15 protein-coding genes are annotated in these 17,273 nt (G+C 64.2%); 7 read left to right on the forward strand and 8 right to left on the reverse strand.

Annotation, left to right across the window (positions count from 1 at the left end; translation table 11 throughout):
* Window positions 1-34 precede the first annotated feature (34 nt).
* Genes G6N43_RS28825 through G6N43_RS28845 form a run of 5 tightly spaced genes read right to left on the reverse strand, consistent with a single transcriptional unit; the run spans window position 35 to window position 5,218 of the window.
* Window positions 35-469: a nitroreductase family deazaflavin-dependent oxidoreductase gene (locus tag G6N43_RS28825; RefSeq protein WP_083150602.1), complete on the reverse strand. Its 435-nt coding sequence runs from the start codon at window positions 467-469 to the stop codon at window positions 35-37.
* A gap of 6 nt (window positions 470-475) precedes the next feature.
* Window positions 476-1,729, reverse strand: coding sequence for a cytochrome P450 (locus G6N43_RS28830; RefSeq protein WP_083150603.1), 1,254 nt, complete (start codon window positions 1,727-1,729; stop codon window positions 476-478).
* Window positions 1,726-2,511, reverse strand: coding sequence for an SDR family NAD(P)-dependent oxidoreductase (locus tag G6N43_RS28835; protein WP_083150604.1), 786 nt, complete (start codon window positions 2,509-2,511; stop codon window positions 1,726-1,728). The genes G6N43_RS28830 and G6N43_RS28835 overlap by 4 nt, the downstream gene beginning before the upstream one ends.
* Entirely contained in the window at window positions 2,508-3,752 is a 1,245-nt protein-coding gene (locus tag G6N43_RS28840; RefSeq protein ID WP_083150605.1) for an amidohydrolase family protein, read from the reverse strand. Before G6N43_RS28840 ends, G6N43_RS28835 begins: the two co-directional genes overlap by 4 nt.
* On the reverse strand, window positions 3,749-5,218 hold the full coding sequence (locus G6N43_RS28845) for an aldehyde dehydrogenase family protein (RefSeq protein WP_083150606.1): 1,470 nt from the start codon (window positions 5,216-5,218) through the stop codon (window positions 3,749-3,751). Before G6N43_RS28845 ends, G6N43_RS28840 begins: the two co-directional genes overlap by 4 nt.
* 373 nt (window positions 5,219-5,591) lie before the next feature.
* Here G6N43_RS28845 and G6N43_RS28850 point away from each other — a divergent pair, with 373 nt between their 5' ends.
* From G6N43_RS28850 to G6N43_RS28875, 6 genes are read left to right on the forward strand one after another with little or no spacing between them, the layout of a single operon-like run.
* Window positions 5,592-6,860 carry an MCE family protein gene (locus tag G6N43_RS28850; protein WP_083150607.1) on the forward strand — a complete coding sequence of 423 codons (1,269 nt, stop codon included), beginning with the start codon at window positions 5,592-5,594 and terminating at the stop codon, window positions 6,858-6,860.
* Window positions 6,857-7,885, forward strand: coding sequence for an MCE family protein (locus G6N43_RS28855; protein ID WP_083150608.1), 1,029 nt, complete (start codon window positions 6,857-6,859; stop codon window positions 7,883-7,885). The genes G6N43_RS28850 and G6N43_RS28855 overlap by 4 nt, the downstream gene beginning before the upstream one ends.
* On the forward strand, window positions 7,878-8,933 hold the full coding sequence (locus G6N43_RS28860; protein ID WP_083150609.1) for an MCE family protein: 1,056 nt from the start codon (window positions 7,878-7,880) through the stop codon (window positions 8,931-8,933). The genes G6N43_RS28855 and G6N43_RS28860 overlap by 8 nt, the downstream gene beginning before the upstream one ends.
* Entirely contained in the window at window positions 8,933-10,249 is a 1,317-nt protein-coding gene (locus G6N43_RS28865) for an MCE family protein (RefSeq protein WP_083150610.1), read from the forward strand. The genes G6N43_RS28860 and G6N43_RS28865 overlap by 1 nt, the downstream gene beginning before the upstream one ends.
* Window positions 10,246-11,514 carry an MCE family protein gene (locus G6N43_RS28870; protein WP_083150611.1) on the forward strand — a complete coding sequence of 423 codons (1,269 nt, stop codon included), beginning with the start codon at window positions 10,246-10,248 and terminating at the stop codon, window positions 11,512-11,514. The genes G6N43_RS28865 and G6N43_RS28870 overlap by 4 nt, the downstream gene beginning before the upstream one ends.
* Complete coding sequence (locus tag G6N43_RS28875; protein ID WP_083150612.1) at window positions 11,514-13,043, forward strand: MCE family protein; 1,530 nt, start codon at window positions 11,514-11,516, stop codon at window positions 13,041-13,043. Before G6N43_RS28870 ends, G6N43_RS28875 begins: the two co-directional genes overlap by 1 nt.
* 30 nt (window positions 13,044-13,073) lie before the next feature.
* Here G6N43_RS28875 and G6N43_RS28880 read toward each other — a convergent pair whose 3' ends face one another.
* Complete coding sequence (locus G6N43_RS28880) at window positions 13,074-14,543, reverse strand: class I adenylate-forming enzyme family protein (RefSeq protein WP_234810069.1); 1,470 nt, start codon at window positions 14,541-14,543, stop codon at window positions 13,074-13,076.
* Between the two features lie 24 nt (window positions 14,544-14,567).
* Window positions 14,568-15,788 (reverse strand): cytochrome P450, encoded by a 1,221-nt coding sequence (locus tag G6N43_RS28885; protein WP_083150614.1) that lies wholly within the window; start codon window positions 15,786-15,788, stop codon window positions 14,568-14,570.
* 119 nt (window positions 15,789-15,907) lie between these two features.
* Between G6N43_RS28885 and G6N43_RS31155 the strand changes: the two genes are divergently transcribed.
* A complete protein-coding gene (locus G6N43_RS31155) occupies window positions 15,908-16,129 on the forward strand; it encodes a Rieske 2Fe-2S domain-containing protein (RefSeq protein ID WP_110810348.1) in 222 nt (73 codons plus the stop codon).
* Window positions 16,130-16,171: 42 nt separating this feature from the next.
* Here the strand turns inward: G6N43_RS31155 and G6N43_RS28895 are convergent, their stop codons facing one another.
* A complete protein-coding gene (locus G6N43_RS28895; protein WP_083150615.1) occupies window positions 16,172-17,149 on the reverse strand; it encodes an SDR family NAD(P)-dependent oxidoreductase in 978 nt (325 codons plus the stop codon).
* Window positions 17,150-17,273: the final 124 nt, after the last annotated feature.

Genomic DNA, 17,273 nt, shown 5'->3' on the forward strand with positions numbered 1-17,273 from the left:
CGTTCCAGCCAAGCCGACGAGTTGCTCGCGCTGGTCATGACGGCGAGAGCACCACGACGGGGATATCGCGGTCCGTCCGCGACTGGTAGACATCGTAATTGGGCCAGACCTCGGTCATGATGCGCCACAGCCGCGGCTTCTCGTCGGGTGTCGCCGTGCGCGCGATCACTGGAATTCGCGCGTCACGCACCTGGATCTCGGCATCCGGGTGCGCCTGTAAATTCAAGTACCACTTGGGGTGTACCGGCGCGCCGCCCATCGACGCGACGACGAGATAATCATCGCCGTCGCGACCGAAGATCAGCGCCGACGTCCTCGGCTCGCCGCTGCGCCGTCCGACCACAGTCAGCAGCAGCGTCGGTACACCGTTCCAGAGATAACCGGTTTCGCCGTTCGTCTCGCGGTAGGCCGCGACGTGGGTTTCGCCGACGAGCGCGAGATCCGGTGCGGTGTAGTTCTGCTCAGACACGATGCCTCATCCTGCATCGAAGAGGACGGGAATGGCGGTGGCTCCGCGCTCGTACAACCCGATGATCCGAGGCGCCTCCTGATCGGGGTCGAGTCGCAGGTTCGGCAGCCGATCGAGCAATGCCGAGATCGCCGTGGTCATCTCTGCACGAGCCACGTGCATACCCAGACAGATGTGCGACCCCTGCCCGAACCCCAGCGAGGGCTTCATCTTTCGAGTGATGTCGAATTCGTCGGGACGATCCCACCGCGCGGGGTCTCGATTCGCAGGCCCAATCCCGATGTGCACGACCGACCCCGCGGGGATCTCGACACCTCCCAATTCCGTGTCGACAAGTGCATGTCGGGAGAACATCGGGTCGGTGGGCATCCATCGCACCGATTCCTCGATGGCCGGTCGAAGCAGAGAGCGATCCTCGCGCACCGCTTCCAGTACGTCAGGGCGCTGCAACAGTGCAGTCAACGTGATTCCCATCTGCTTCCACGTGGTACCTGAACCAGCGCCCAGCAGCAGTAGGACGAATGAGTCGATCTCCCGGTCGGTCAGACGGTGGTTGACACCGTCGTCGTCGGTGATCTCAGCCTGCACCAGCGTGCTGATCAGATCATCGGCGGGATTTTTGCGACGCGCCTCGACGATCGGCCTGACGATGTCGACCACCTTCTGGGGGTCGCGGGCGAGTGCGGACCGGATCTCCAGTGCCTGAGCCATCGGCACCCCGAAGCTGCCGGTGATCGTCAGCAACGGAATCGCCGCGCAGAAGTCGACATTCAGTTCGGCGCGCCCGTCCCGCGCGAAGCCGTCGATGAGTAGATCCACGATGTCGGAGACCCAGTTCGTGGTCCACCAGGTGCCGTTCGACGGTAAGAACGACGGTTGCACCAGAGCGCGGTACCGCTTGTGCTGGTCCCCGTCCATCGACAGCATGCTGTTCATGACCCCGAGCGGTCCGTTGTCGAGATCGATCGGCTCCGGCGAGGACGCCAAGACTTCTGGATTGCGGTAGGCGGCGAAGCCGGTCTCGAAGTCGAATGTGGTGAAGTGCGGGCGATCCGGGTTGGGCAGGCCGTGCCAGTACAGCGTGCCGGGCACGCCGGTGAGTTCGTGAAGGATCCCGGGCAGCACCGGGCCCTGTTCCCGCAGCCGGTGCCATATCGGATAGGGATCGTCGTGGTAGCGCCCCCCGATGTACTCGTTGAAGGAGCTACGCAGATCGAAGAGTTCCCTGATCCGCTGACGATCCAACGTGGGACTGGTCATTTCGCCACGAACCCACCATCGACCGGCAACGCCACCCCGGTCACGTTGCGCGCGGCGTCCGACACCAAGTACAGCGCCGCCTCGGCGCAGTCCTCGGCCGTGATGGCCTTCCCGAGCGGGTGCTGACCACCCACCGCCTCTGCGATTTCGGCCTGCTTGGCCTCGTCGACCTGTAGCCCGCCCGCCGCCATGAAACCGGTCAGTGGCATCGCGGCCGGGCAGATGGCGTTGACGCGAATCCCGAACGGAGCCGCCTCGATCGCGACGCCTCGGGTCAGCTGGATGACGCCGCCCTTGGTGGCGCCGTAGACCGAGCCGCCCCATCCCACCAGCCCCGCGACGGACGCGGTGTTGAGGATGACGCCGCCGCCACCCTGCTTCTTGAACTGCAGCACAGCGTATTTGCAGCCCAGGAATACTCCGCCGAGGTTCACCGCCACCAGGCGGTTGAAATCCTCCAGCGTGTGGTCCTCGAACACCATGCCAAGGCGCGGCGTCGGAATGCCGACGTTGTTGAACAAGATGTCCAGCCTGCCGTTGGCCTCGACCGCCGCCGCGATCATCGACTGCACCTGACCGTCGTCGGAAACGTCGACTCCGACAGCAACACCCGTGCCGCCGGACGCCTCGATCCGGCGGACCGTCTCCTTGGCGTTGTCGACGTTGATATCCGCCGCGACCACCCGCGCACCCTCCTCGGCGAACCGCTGCGCCGAGACCCGTCCAACACCGGAGCCGGCGCCGGTCACGATGGCGCTCTTGCCCTCCAGCAGGCCGGTCACACGCCCGCCCGTGCCGGTGGCTCGGCCGGAGTGAAGCGGTAGAGCCGTTCGGCGTTGCCGCGCAACAACTTGTACTGCACCTCGGGGGCGAGGCCTGCCATCGTGTTGCGGGCGACGTCGATGCAGTTCGGCCACGTCGAGTCCGAGTGCGGGTAGTCGGTCTCGCACATGATGTTGTCCTCGCCGAGTTCATCGAGACTCTTGATGGCGTGGCGATCCTCGATGATGCAGCCGTAGATGTGGTTACGGAAGGTCTCCCGGATGTCGAGGGTGTCGAGATCGGCGTCGTTTCCCGCGTGGCCCATGAACTTCGTCCCGCGCTTGACCCAGTACCGCTGCTTGTCGAGTACCTGCTCGGCGCGCTCCAGGAAGTAGGGCATCCACCCGACCTCGCCCTCGGACAGTGCGATCTTCAACTTCGGGAAGCGTTGGAACAGCCCGCTGAACAGCCAGGAGAGCATGGTTCCCGAGGTCCTCGACGCACCCCAGGTGAGGTTGGCCATGAACGGCGCGTCGCTGCAGATCTTCGGCAGCTGGGAGGAGGAACCCACGTGCATGCTGGCGACCATCTCCAGCTCGTTGGCAGCCGCCATCACCGGATCCCAGTACCCATTGGGGTCGTGAATCGTGGGCAGCCCCAACGGTTCCGGATTCTCGGAGAACGCGAAGGTCGTGACGCCCTTGGCCGCCATCCGCTCCATCTCCTTGGCGGCGAGCTTGGGATCCCACATCGGGATCAGCATCAGCGGGATGTAGCGGCCGGGTGCGGCAGCGCACCACTCCTCGACCAGCCAGTCGTTGTAGTGCTGCAGGCACTCGAAGCCGAACTCGCGATCGCTGGCCTCCATGAACAGCTGACCACAAAACCGCGTCACCGTCGGGAAGCACAGAGACGCAAGCACTCCCGAGCGGTCCATGTCCTCGATGCGGGCCGCCGCGTCGTAGCAGCCCGGCCGCATCTCGGAGTACGACAGGGGCTCGGGGCTGAACTCCTCCTTGGACTTGCCGACGACGGCGCTGAGTCCCGAACCCGGATAACGCTTTCCGTCGTAGACCCAGGCTTCTACGCCGTCGGGACCCGTTTCCATGTGGGGCGCCTTGTCCCGGTCCTTGGCGGCGACACGGTCGACCCACAGGTTCGGCGGCTCGAGAATGTGATCGTCGACGGAGATCAACCAGTTCAGATCGATATCGGCGCCCCCGTTTTCGGCTGTTTCACTACGCGAGTCGGTGATCGTCATTTGGCCAGCTCTCCAATCGACATGTGCTTGACTTCCTGAAACTCGCGGATCCCGTCGGGCCCGCGTTCGCGGCCGAGACCGCTCTGCTTGTATCCCCCGCTCGGGGCGTATGCCGAGAAGACGGTGGTGTTGACATTCACCGCGCCGGTGCGCAGTCGCCGCGCCACGCCGACGGCGGCGGCCACATCAGCCCCATACACCTGGCCCGACAGCCCGTAGATGCTGTCGTTGGCGATCGCGACCGCATCATCGATGTCGCGATACCCCAACACTGCGATGACTGGACCGAAAATCTCCTCCTGCGCAGCGGGATTCGCGTTGTCGGGGACGTCCAGCACGGTCGGCTCGAAGTAGTAACCGCGCTCCAGACCCTCAGGGCGCCCTCCACCACAGGCGACCTTTCCGCCACTGTTCTCGGCGGCGGCGACAATGCGTTCGCATCGTTCCCGCGCCGCCGCGCTGATGACCGGGCCCATCAGGGCGTCGGGCTGGCTGGGCGGCCCCACCTTGATCGTGGAATAGACCCTGCTGACGGCCTCTACGACCTGGCTGCGATGTTCGTCGGGCACCAGCATGCGCGTCGCGGCCACACAGGCCTGACCCGCCGTGCCCATCACCACCATTGCCGCGCCCATGGCGACCTTGTCGATCGCGTCCGGCAGGTAGATCTGAGCTGACTTGCCGCCGAGTTCCAGCGAGACCCGCTTCACGGTCGGTGCGGCCTGCGCGAGAATCCTGCGTCCGGCCGCCGTCGACCCCGTGAACGACACCATGTCCACTGCGGGGTGACTGGTGAGCAGCTCCGCTCCCGCCGTTCCGGATTCGACGACGACGCTCAACACTCCGGCGGGCAGATTCGCGGCCTCCGCGGCCTTGGCGAAGATCAAGGACGACATCGGCGTCAGCGGACTGGGTCGCAGGATCACCGAATTGCCTGCCATCAGTGCGGGAATGAGCTTCTGAAAGCCCATGATCACTGCGGCGTTGTACGGCGTGATCGCGCTGACCACCCCTACCGGTTCGTGGCGGCGGATACTCAGCGCCACCCTGCCCCGCACCAGATCGTCGACGGGCACCGGACTTGCCTGCTCGTGCGTCATCGATTGATACAGGTCGATGGTCTGGCGGGCCATGCTGGTTCCCGCGCCTACCTGCGTCATCTCGGCGAACCGGGTCGACTGACCCGCCTCGGCGACGATGGTCGGAACCAAGGCGTCGGCACTTGCCTCGATGTGGTCGACGAATTCGGTGAGCATTCGGGCCCGCTCCCCGACCGGCAGGTCTGCCCACACACCGTCGTCGAAACTCCGCCGCGCCTCGGCGATGGCCCGCTCGACCTCCGGCAGCGGCGTGACAGTGACGTCGCCGGCGTGGGTCTCGTCCGCCGGGTTCTCGACGCTCAGCAGCTCCTCGCCGGTCACCCAGTCGCCCGCGATGTAAGTCCGTTGCTCCGCGAGGATCTCCACGCTGCTCCTAAAATCGCTGCTCGCAGTAGAACGTTATTCTTATCGAATCTAGAGCGCAACTACATTCTTGAGAAGATCCACGCCGGTTGAGATGCCGATAGCGGCAGATCCTCAATGGGCATGGGACATCTTCCGGCCCACCCATACCACACTCGTCGACCTATATACCGAGTTCATAGTAGAACCATGCTCTCGTAACAACGAGATCTATCCACCACAATTAGCATCTTGAGCTTCTGATATCGCCTGTGTACGCTTCTCGTCACTACGAGTATGCGATTTGGATCACATCCATGAGGGGAAACTCAGTGATCGCCTCCGAAAGGTCATCGCTTGCCGGTGGATCGTTGGCCGCTTTTCCCTGCCTCTTCCTATGCCGGGAATGAAGAGAGCGGCCTGGAGCGCCGCGACCAGCGCGCGTCCCGTCGCTGCCGAGCCTGGCAAGGATTTCGGTTCCCGTAGCTACGTACGCCCTCTCGCCGGACTGATCGCGGTGGTGGTGGCGGTCATCGTCGTGATGGTCACGATCGCCCTCTTCAACGGGAGGTTCATCGACTCGGTTCCGGTCACCGTCATGGCGGATCGAGCCGGGCTGTTGATGGATCCCGGAGCAAAGGTGAAGTTGCACGGCGCCCAGGTGGGTACGGTGTCAGCGGTCAAGGAGACTCCGGACGGGCAAGCGGAGCTCCGGCTGGCGATGGACCCTGAGCGGCTGAAGATCGTGCCGTCCAACGTTGAAGTCGAGATCGCCAACACCACGGTCTTCGGTGCGAAGTCGGTTGACCTGCTCCCCCCTGCGGACCCGTCGGCGACGCCGCTGCGCGCAGGCCAGGTGATCAACTCCCGGCATGTCACCGTCGAGGCGAACACGATCTTTCAGGACCTCGAGTCCTTTCTGTCCCACATCGATCCGGTGAAACTCAACGAAACCCTCGGTGCGATCGCAACGGCGATGAGCGGACGGGGCGAGGCCTTCGGGCGCTCATTGACCGACTTCAACCAATTTCTCGGAACCATCGAACCGAGCCTGCCGCAATTGGGTGACGAGATAGCGATGTTCGCCGACGTCGCAAATTCGTACGCCGACTCAGCACCCGCCTTACTCGACACCCTCTCCAACGCAACGCAAATCAGCACTACGCTGATCGACCAGGAATCCAGCCTCGACCGAATTCTGTTCTCGACGATCGGGCTGGCCGACACGGGCCAGGACGTCATCGGCTCCAACTCCGATGCGCTCGCCGACTGGCAGCGGTTGCTGGTGCCGACCACCGACCTCATCTACGAATACCGCGAAGCGCTCGACTGCAGCTTGGCCGGCATCTACGACAACTACGTGCTGAAACCACCGGGGCCCAACCCGGGCGTCACCGACGTCGGCGCGCTCGCACTCGGAATCGAACGCTATCGATATCCGGGTGACCTACCGAAGGTCGCCGCGTCGGGACCGCCACAGTGCAAGGGACAACTGCCGCTTCAATTCAACAGCTGGCCGCCCAAGGTCGTCGCCGACATCGGGACGAACCCGTACAAATACGGCAATGTGGGTCCGTTGGTGAATTCCGACCTGCTCAAAGAGATCCTGTACGGCCCGCTCGACGGCCCGCCCCGCAACAGCGCCCAGATGGGGATGCCGGGATGAGCGTCCGCCGCACACTGGTGAAATTCGGTGCCTTCGTTGTCGTCATGACCGCGCTGACAACATCTTTGTTCCTCATCTTCGGTGAGTATCGGGGCGGCTCGACCCACGGCTACTCGGCCGTCTTCAACGACGCCTCCGATCTGGAACCCGGCGACTCGGTCCGGGTGGCGGGGGTACGGGTCGGAACGGTCAGTGATGTCACTCTGCGTGAGGACAACTCGGTGGTCGTGGATTTCGACGCCGACGACACCGTGGTGTTGACGACCGGTACGCGCGCTGCCGTGCGGTACCTCAACCTCGTCGGCGATCGGTATCTGGAGCTGCTGGACAGCCCCGGCTCGACCCGGGTGATGCCGCGTGGCTCGCAGATCCCCGAAGACCGCACCCAGCCGGCGTTGGACCTCGACCTCCTGCTTGGTGGCCTCAAACCCGTGATCCGCGGGTTGGACCCGCAGGACGTAAACGCTTTGAGCGGTGCGCTGTTGCAGATATTCCAGGGTCAGGGAGACACGATGCGCTCGCTGTTCGACCAGACATCCTCATTCACCAACGCGCTGGCCGACAACAACGAGGCGCTCGAACAACTTGTCGGCAACCTCGAGACCGTCGTCTCGACGCTGGGCAAAGAGGGCGACAGGTTCTCCGACGCACTCGATCGGTTCGAACAGCTGACCACCGAGCTGGCGGCCGACCGTGACACGATCGCAACCGCAATCGAATCATTGAACAGCGGCACCGCTTCGATGGCCGACCTGTTGACCAATGCCCGTCCGCCCCTTGCGGATACCGTCGACCAGCTCAACCGGCTGGCTCCCGCACTCGATGACGGCAAGGACCAAATCGACGTGGCGCTGCAACGGGCACCGGAGAACTACCGCAAGCTGATCCGGCCCGCCTCGTATGGGAGTTTTGTGAATTACTACCTGTGCGGGCTGTCTGTCCGGGTGACCGACCTGCAGGGACGCGCAGCCGTCTTCCCGTGGATCGAGCAGAAAGACGGGAGGTGTGCGGAACCGGATGCTTAAGTACCGCAACGCCAAACTCGTCAGGGTCGGAGTCCTCGGCGTCGTGCTCGCGACGCTGATCATAGCCATCGGACTGCAGCCCGAGCGACTGGTCTCCTGGGCCACAGGTATCCGCTATTACGCCGAGTTTGCGGAGGCGGGCGGTCTGGCCAGCGGCGCCGACGTCAAGGTCTCGGGTATCGACGTGGGCACCGTGACCGATGTCTCGCTCGGCGAGCAAGGGGCAGTGGTGACCTTCGTCGTCAGGGACACCGTGCGCCTTGGCGACCAGACCACCGCACACATCCGGACCGGATCTCTGTTGGGTGCACGGATTCTCACGCTGGAGCCCACCGGTTCGAAGCCCATGCGTTTCGGCGACACCATCCCGCTGTCGCGTACGGGTTCGCCGTATTCGCTCAACGAGGCGGTCAACGATCTGACGACGAACGTCGCCGCGACAGACATGGGAGCTCTCAACGAGTCGCTCGACACGCTTTCGGCGACACTCGATCAGATCTCACCGCAGCTGGGCCCGACGTTCGATGGTCTGTCCCGACTTTCGCGGTCACTCAACAGCCGCAGCGAATCTTTACAAAAGCTGCTGACGAGCGCCGTCACCGTCACCGATGTGCTCGCCGAGCGCAGCCAGCAGGTCAACACGCTGATCCTCAACGCCAACGATCTGCTCGCGATGCTGGTGCAACGGCGGCACGCCATCAGCGAACTGCTCGCGAACACCGCCGCGGTGGCCAGAAATCTCACCGGTCTCGTGGCCGACAACGAGGCGGAACTCGCACCGACCCTGGACCGTCTCAACTCGGTGACAGCGATGCTGGAGAAGAACCGCGACAACATCTCCAAGGCGTTACCGGGTCTGAAGAAATTCCAGATCACCGCCAGTGAAGCCGTCGCCAACGGGCCCTACTACAGCGCATACGTTCCCAACCTCGCATTGCCAGGTCTGGTTCAGCCGTTCTTCGACTATGCCTTCGGCTTCCGTGACGGTGACCCCTACCTACCCCGCGCGCGGATTCAGTGGCCCCGCAATGGGATTCCAGGGGGTTAATGGTGAACCGCTGGAAGCGCAACATTCTGCTCGCAGTGCTGACCCTCTGTCTGGTCGTCGGCTCAGCTGTCGTCGTGCGCCAATCATTCTTCGCGCCCACGACGATAACCGCCGACTTCGTCTCGGCAACCGGGCTGTACCCCGGGGACGAGGTTCGCATCGCCGGGGTGAAGGTCGGCAAGATCCGCGCCGTCTCTCCGCAACCCGATCGCGCCGTCGTCGTCATGGAGATCGACCACGGCGTGCGCGTGCCCGCCGATGCGAAGGCGGTGATCGTCGCGCAGAACCTGGTGGCCGCGCGTTACGTGCAGCTGGCTCCGCTCTACAAGCGCGGCCAACCGCAGATGGCCGACGGCGCCACCATCCCTCAGGAGCGCACCGCCGTGCCGGTGGAGTGGGATGAGGTCAAGACGCAACTGACCAGGCTCGCAACCGAGTTGGGCCCGACGAGTGAGTTGTCGGACACCTCCGTAAGCAGATTCATCGACAGTACGGCCGACGCGATGGCGGGCAACGGCGCAAAGCTACGGCAGACCTTCGCGCAGCTCTCGCAGCTTGCCCGCATCCTGTCCGACGGCAGCGGCGACGTCGTCGCAACGATCAAGAACCTGCAGACGTTCGTCACCGTGCTTCGCGACAGCAGTGAGGAACTCGTCCTGTTCGGCGACCGCCTTGCCACCTTCAGCACGGTGCTCGCAGACAGCAGAAGCGATCTCGACGCCACGATGAAAGAGCTCTCCGTGGCGGTTTCGGAAGTCCAGCGCTTCATCGCAGGTACCCGCGACAAGGCCAGCGAGCAGGTGGCGCGCCTCGCCAACGTGACACAGGTGCTGGCGGACCAGCGGTTGGATGTCGAGAACATTCTTCACATCGCACCGACGTCATTCGCCAACGCCTACAGCATCCTGAACCCCAACTATCCCGGCGCGGTCGGATCGTTCATCCTCAACAACATCTCCGACCCGCTCAGTTTCCTGTGCGGTGCGATCACGGGCGCGGCGAACGTGACCGCCGCGGAGTCGGGCAAACTCTGTGCGCAGTATCTCGGTCCGGCACTCAACACGGTAGGCCTGAACTACCTGCCGGTTCCGCAGAACTTCGCCCTCCAATCGACAGTCACCCCGGACAAGTTGATCTATACCGATCCAGCGCTGGCTCCTGGTGGTGTCGGACCGGTTGACCCGCCCGAACCTCCCCCAGCCGTGTCGGCGTATACCGGTGCCAGCGATGTCCCGCCTCCGCCAGGGTTCGCACCGCCGCCGGGTCCACTGCCCGCCGAGGCGCCACCGTCGGCCGAAGGGACGCCACCGTCATGAGCACACGCGCCCTCGCCCGTATGGTTTCCATCGCCCTCAGCGTCTCCCTCGCGGTGGCGTCATGTGGGTTCGGCGGCGTCAACTCCTTACCCCTGCCCGGTGCGGTGGCCAGCGGTTCCGACAACACCGTCTACCACGTTCACATCTCGAACGTCGGTACGCTGGAATCCAATTCACCGGTGATGATGGACGACGTCGTGGTCGGAAGCGTCGGCACCATCGGGGTGCAGGACTGGCATGCCATCGTCGAGGTGCGTGTCAAGCGCGATGTGGTCATACCCGCCAACGCGGTCGCCACTGTGGGCCAGACGAGCCTGCTCGGGTCGATGCACCTGGCACTGAATCCCCCGTTGGGCGAGGCCCCACAGGGCCGCCTGGAGCCAGGAGCCACGATAGGTCTGAACAGGGCGTCGACCTACCCCTCGACCGAACAAACCCTGTCGGCGCTGTCGTTCGTGGTCAATGCCGGCGGTCTCGGACAGGTGGGTGAGTTGATCCACAGCGCCTCGACGGCGCTTGCGGGCCGCGAGGGCGAAATCCGCCAACTGATCGCCCGACTCGATGCTGTTGTGGGAACCGTTGATGGACAACGGGACCGCTTCAATGCCGCGGTCGAAGCACTCAATCGTCTGATGGGCACCGTTGCCGCCGACAGGGACGACATCATCGACGCCTTGAAGACCATCCCGCCCGCCATGGACGTGCTGTTACGCGAACGCGCCCAGTTCGTCACCGCCCTGCAGAAACTCGGGCAGTTCAGCGACACCACGACCGACCTGATCAACCGCACCCAGGATGATCTCGTGCGCAATCTGAACAACCTCGGTCCCACATTGGCGTTACTGGCCGACCAGGCGCCCAAGGTTGCTCCCACGTTGGCCTACGCGCCGACATTCCCGCTCAGCCAGAACATGATCGACCGGGCTGTGCGCGGTGACTACTTCAACATCTGGGCGCAGATGGACATCAGCGTGCCACGGCTCAAGCGCACACTCTTCCTCGGGACACGGTGGGGGGATCCGAACGCGGCGTTGACGCCGGCCCCAGGCGAGCCCAATTACCTCAGCCACACCTATGAACCACCCGACCTCGCAATGCCTGCCCCACCAGCCGATGGCAGTACGCCAGGCCAGATCCCCAACGCCGTACCCTCGTCGGCCCCTGCTCCCGTCGCGCCGGTCGTGGCGCCTCCCGTTGCCACCACATCTGCGACCGGACCAAGTCCCATCTTCGCCGGCCCCTATCCGAACCCCGGCGGTCCCTGATGCTGACCAAAGGCGTCCGGATACAGCTCGCGATATTCACCATCGTGGGCGTTATCGGTATGGCCACCATGATCTTTGGGTACATGTCGGTACCCACCTGGATGGGAATCGCCCATATCACGGTGAAGGTCGAGCTGCCGGGGACGGGCGGCCTCTACCGGTTCGGCAACGTCACCTACCGCGGCGTACAGGTCGGCAGCGTCAGCAGCGTGACTCCGACGGCAACCGGTGCGGTGGCCGAACTGTCTCTGGCGTCGTCGCCGAAGATCCCCGCCAACGTCGAGGCCCATGTGCGCAGCGTGTCGGCCGTCGGCGAACAGTATGTGGATCTGATCCCGCGCGGCGGCGGGCCGCCGTTCCTGGCCGACGGGTCGGTGATCCAGCGACAGGACACGACCATTCCGCAGCGGGTCGGACCGATGCTCGACCAACTCAATGCGCTCGTGAAAAGCGTTCCCAAGGACAAGGTATCGGACCTCCTCGACGAGACGTTTCTGGCATTCAACGGGGCGGGTTACGACATCCAGTCGCTCCTGGACTCCGGGTCACGCATCGCCGCCGACGCCAACGCCACCGCGGCGGAAACCAGGACGCTCATCGACGACAGCGCGCCGCTGCTCGACTCGCAGGTACGCACCGCGGAGTCGTTGCGCACTTGGTCCGAATCGCTGAGCGTCGTGACAGGCCAGGTCGTGACCAACGATCCGGAACTGCGCAAGGTGCTGACCACCGGTCCCGACACCGCAGACGAGGCGGCCCGGCTCCTCGACCAGCTCAAGCCGACATTGCCTGTGCTGCTGGCGAACATGACCACAGTCGGTGAGATCGGCGTGACGTACAACCCGTCGCTTCGCCAGCTGCTGGTGCTGCTGCCGCCTTATGTCGCGGGCTTCGCCTCGATGTCCAGCATGAACAATCCCACCGGGATGTCGCTCGGTGCGTTCTCGCTGATGATGGCCGACCCGCCGGTGTGCACGGTCGGCTTCCTTCCGCCCTCGCAGTGGCGTTCGCCTGCCGACGAGACCACGATCGACACGCCGGACAATCTCTACTGCAAGCTGCCGCAGGACTCGCCGATCGCGGTCCGCGGCGTCCGGAACAACCCGTGCATGGGCCGGCCGGGCAAACGCGCCCCCTCGGTCGAGATCTGCAACAGCGACCAGGAATTCAAGCCCCTGGCGCTGCGTCAGCACGCCTTGGGGCCCTATCCGATCGACCCCAACTTGATAGCCCAGGGCATACCGCCCGATCGCCGGGCGAACCCCGCCGAGCAGATCTACGCGCCGGTCCAGGGCACGCCCCTGCCATCGGGAGCCGTTCCCTCCGGCACCCCACCGGCGGGCCCACCTACGCCGGGCTCGAGAAACGTGCCACCCGTCTGGCCGCCGCCACCACCGCCGACCGCAGTCGCGCAATACGATCCGCGCACCGGACGCTACGTCGGATCCGATGGTCAGGTGTATGAGCAATCCGACCTGGCCGCGCGGCCCGGCCCCACAGATTGGCGGCAGATGCTGCCGGTCGGGTGATCCGGCGTCGACCTGGACAGCGCGCTTCGCTCAGCCTCCGCGCGCTTCGACCATCGCTGACCGGCTGACTTTCGTTGCGGCACTTCGTGGTATCTCAGCGACGAACTCGACCGTCTTGGGTGCCTTGTATGACGCCAACTTCGACTTCGCGTAGTCGATGACCTGCTGTTCGGTCAGCGGATTCGCGGGGTCGGCCAGCTGGACGACGGCGTGCACACGTCTGCCCCACTCCGGATCCTTCAGACCAAGGACCACGACGTCGACGATGTCGTCATGTTCGGCGAGCGCGGCCTCCACTTCGGCCGGGAAAACGTTGGCACCTCCGGTCACGATCATGTCGACGCGCCGATCTGTCACGTACAGATAGCCGTCCTCGTCGACTCGACCGATGTCGCCCCCGGTGTGAAACCCGTCGGGCGTGGACGGAAGTGGCTGTGCACCACCGATATACCGATAGAGTTCGCGAATCGGCGACCGCATGTAGATCTCGCCGAGCTCACCCGTCGGCACCTCGTTGCCGTCAGCGTCCAGAATCTTGATCTCGGTGTCACGGAAACCCCGGCCCGTGCTGCCGCGGTGCTCGAGCCATTCATCGCCGCGCAGCACCGTCAGACCGAAGTTCTCCGTCATGCCATACGCCATCAGAATCTGTTCCGGGTTCAGCAGTTTGAACCATGTCTCCAAGAGGGCTGCGGGCATGACCGCGGCACCCTGCAGCATCCACACCACGCTGGACAAGTCGCGCTCACCCACGCCCGGCACCCGCGCGACGCGGGACAGCATGGTCGGCGTCGCAGTGAAGTTGGTGATCCGATGCTTTTCGATGACGTCCAGGAACAGCTCGGCGTCGAACTTCTCCAGAACCACCAGCCGATCGCCACCGAGAATGTAGAACAATGTGTTGAAACCGTTGGTGTGGTACATCGGCGCAGGAACCAGAATCCTTTGCGGACGCGGCACCGGCGTCCAAACCGCCATGAACGGTTGCGTCTTCAGCTCAGTCCACAGCGCGGGCTGAGTATCGAGAATGACCTTCGGCATGCCAGTCGAACCGCTGCTGCAGATGCCACTGGTCATCGGTGTGACGACCTCAGGCAGAGCGGAATCGGGTTGGCGCGCAGCAGCTGCGGCGAACGCGGAACAGATCGCTTCGTCGATGAGGACAGCCGGAGAGATCGCCTCCACCAGTCTCGAGCGTTCCCATTCGGGTAGATCCCAGCGCACCGGGATCGGCACCGCACCGATCTTCCAGCAGCCATACGCGGCGAGGACGAGTTCAATCGAATTCGGGACGATCAGCGCAACATACGCACCCACCGTCGCACCGCGCTCCGCCAGCTCACGGCCCCACTGGTTGGCTCCCGCCTCCAATTGACCGAGTGTGATGGTGCGTTCGGTGCCGTCAGGCGCAACGGTGGTCACCACGGCGTCGTCGGGGCGCTCCGAGGCCAGCTCTGTCAGTCGGGTGCCGTACGGCACGCCCTCGTCGGGCTTGTCCACAGTCGGCAGTCTACTGAGGCCGCACTACCAGGTGACCGGCATCGTCTCCAAGCGGTAGATCGCCTGATCCTCCATGAAGTTCAACTCCTCGAACGGCACTGCGAGCGCGAGGCCCGGCAGACGGCGCGCGACGGTGGTCAATGCGATCTGCAGTTCCGTGCGCGCCAGGTTGTGGCCGATGCACTGGTGGACCCCGTAGCCGAACGCGAGATGCCCACGAGGGTTGCGGTCGGGGTCGAACACCTCGGGATTGTCGACGAAGTCGGGATCCCAGTTGCCCGCAACGAGGTTCATCGCGACGTGTTCGCCGCGCCGGATCGTCTGACCACCCAACTCCATGTCTTCGGTGGCTACCCGGTCGACCAGCGGTCCATGCACGATTGTCAGATAGCGCAGCAGTTCGTCGACGATGTTCAGCGCGACGGCGGGATCGTCGGATTGACGCAGACGCGCCATTGCCTCGGGATGCTGTAGCAGAACGAGGGTTCCGAGCGCGATCATGCTCGCCGTCGTCTCGTGTCCCGCCTGCAGCATGATGAAACCGGTCATCGCCGCCGTGGCGACGCTCATTTCGCCGTTGGCGACATTGTCGTTCATCAGCCGGCTCAGGAGATCGTCGCCTGGCTCGCGTTTCTTTCGCTCCAGCAGTTGGCTGATATAACCGAACATGGTCCCGATCGCCGCGACCTTGTCCTCCTCGCTGGTCGTGACGTCTAGCGCGCCGGTGCTCTGGTCTTGGAAGAAGTCATGGTCCTCGTACGGAACTCCAAGCAGCAGACAGATGACCAACGAGGGGACGGGCAGTGCAAAGTCGCGGACGAAGTCGGATGGTGGTCCAGTGGCGATCATCTTGTCGATGAGGTCGTCGACGAGTCGCTGGATCTCCGGGCCCTGCTCCTTGGCCCGTCTGGCTGTGAAATCTCGCGTCAGCATCCTCCGCAGGCGGTTGTGTTCCGGGTCGTCGGTGCGGGGGAAGATCACCGGAGCCTGATCGTCGTCACCCGTCGGGGTGAATGCGTCGGGAATCGTCATCGCGCTCATTCGCGGATCGGTCAACGCGGCCCGGATGTCTTCGTATCGGCTGGCGACCCACGTCGGCTGTGCCAGGAACAAGTTTGTCGCCCTGCGCATCCCGGGCTCATCGCGCCACTGGGTGAATTCGGGTGGCGGCGCGAGCGGACAGGCTTCGGCTCGGCGGGCCGGCACCGTGGGCAGTAGGGCGTCAGTGGAGGTTGGACTCGACATGGTCTCTCCTGCTCGCGTTGTCGCGGAACATCGACATTGGGCTGCCAGTCCAAGACGTTAGTATGCCTATAAATGGCAGTCAACTGCCATTACGCCAACAAGGAGCGACGTAACGAACCGTGTGGACCTACGCCGCGGACGCAGCTTCGATCCCACCCGGCGACGCCATCTGCTACTTGACCGAAAAGTACGGCCCGTTAGGGATTTTCAACTCCAACGGCGAGTTCTTCTGCACCACGGACAACTGCACCCACGAAGTGGCCTCGCTGTCCGAAGGATTCATCGGCGGCGGATCTGTTGCGGCAGGAAGGAATTGGGCTTCAGTCCAAGTATATTGCTGATGCGCCCGATTAGATGCTGCCTCAGACCGTCGTGCGGCACACCTATTTCACCGTGGTGGCAGTGCCGGTCACAGCGGTGAGTACTTGCCCGACCTCCTCGGCCGGATCGGTCATCACCGTGTAGCCGGTTTCGTCACGGATCTCGTCGAAATGCTCGGCGACGTCTTCGATCGTCAGCCCGCGGTTGAAGTACCCCGCGGTCCTGCCGATGAACCATCGCGACACCTGACCCCCACCGGCCGTGTAGAGCTCGCCCGACACCGGACAATCCTCATGCGCGAGAAATGCGACCGCGGGCGAAACGAGTCCGGGATCGAGGGTTTCGGTGAACATCTTGGTCAGCTGCTCTTTCGCAGCGTCGGGGTCGGGACCCAGTTGTTCGTCGGCTTCCGGCCCTTCCAGCGAGTGCGCGAGCATGCGGGTGTAGGCGATCGGACTCAAGGCGTTCGCCTTGATGTTGTGTGCCGCCCCCTCCGCGGCGAGTACGCGAGTGAGTCCGATGAGACCGGTCTTGGCGGCGGCGTAGTTGGCCTTCGACGGCGACCCCAGGATCCCCGACGCCGAGCAGGTGCTGACTATTCGTCCGTAGCCCTGCCTCTGCATGATCGCGAAGGCCGGCCGCGTTACGTTGAAGGCTCCCTTGAGATGGACGTCGAGGACCGGATCGACGAGGTCCATCGTCATGTCCTCGAACATCTTGTCCCGCAGAATCCCAGCGTTGTTCACCACGATGTCGACGCGCCCGAAGTTGTCCATCGCGGTCGCCACGATCGCCGCACCGCCTTCGGGTGTGGCGACACTGTTGGCGTCCGCGGCCGCCTCTCCGCCGTTCGCCCTGATCTCGCTGACCAGCAGCTCGGCGGGTCCCGTGTCGGAACCCTCGCCGGTCACCGAGCCGCCGACGTCGTTGACGACTACCTTTGCACCGCGGGCAGCGAGCAGCAGTGCATGCGACTTACCAAGTCCCCCACCGGCACCGGTGACGATGGCGACTCTGCCGTCGAATCTGAGTTCGGCCATGCTCACCCGACCGCAATCACGTAACCGTCGGTGGTGCCGAACACCATGTCGATGTTCTCGGCGATGAACTCCGGGGTGATCTTCTCCGTCATGGCACCCCTTGTCTCTCCTAGGGCAGCGGTAC

This window comes from Mycolicibacterium moriokaense, from assembly GCF_010726085.1.
Taxonomy (GTDB): domain Bacteria; phylum Actinomycetota; class Actinomycetes; order Mycobacteriales; family Mycobacteriaceae; genus Mycobacterium; species Mycobacterium moriokaense.

Excerpts from the sequence above, each read along its gene's own strand:
- G6N43_RS28830 (WP_083150603.1), bottom strand. The coding sequence starts at position 1,729 with ATGACCAGTCCCACGTTGGATCGTCAGCGGATCAGGGAACTCTTCGAT.
- G6N43_RS28840 (WP_083150605.1), bottom strand. The coding sequence starts at position 3,752 with ATGACGATCACCGACTCGCGTAGTGAAACAGCCGAAAACGGGGGCGCC.
- G6N43_RS28850 (WP_083150607.1), top strand. The coding sequence starts at position 5,592 with ATGCCGGGAATGAAGAGAGCGGCCTGGAGCGCCGCGACCAGCGCGCGT.
- G6N43_RS28855 (WP_083150608.1), top strand. The coding sequence starts at position 6,857 with ATGAGCGTCCGCCGCACACTGGTGAAATTCGGTGCCTTCGTTGTCGTC.
- G6N43_RS28860 (WP_083150609.1), top strand. The coding sequence starts at position 7,878 with ATGCTTAAGTACCGCAACGCCAAACTCGTCAGGGTCGGAGTCCTCGGC.
- G6N43_RS28865 (WP_083150610.1), top strand. The coding sequence starts at position 8,933 with ATGGTGAACCGCTGGAAGCGCAACATTCTGCTCGCAGTGCTGACCCTC.
- G6N43_RS28870 (WP_083150611.1), top strand. The coding sequence starts at position 10,246 with ATGAGCACACGCGCCCTCGCCCGTATGGTTTCCATCGCCCTCAGCGTC.
- G6N43_RS28875 (WP_083150612.1), top strand. The coding sequence starts at position 11,514 with ATGCTGACCAAAGGCGTCCGGATACAGCTCGCGATATTCACCATCGTG.
- G6N43_RS28885 (WP_083150614.1), bottom strand. The coding sequence starts at position 15,788 with ATGTCGAGTCCAACCTCCACTGACGCCCTACTGCCCACGGTGCCGGCC.
- G6N43_RS28895 (WP_083150615.1), bottom strand. The coding sequence starts at position 17,149 with ATGGCCGAACTCAGATTCGACGGCAGAGTCGCCATCGTCACCGGTGCC.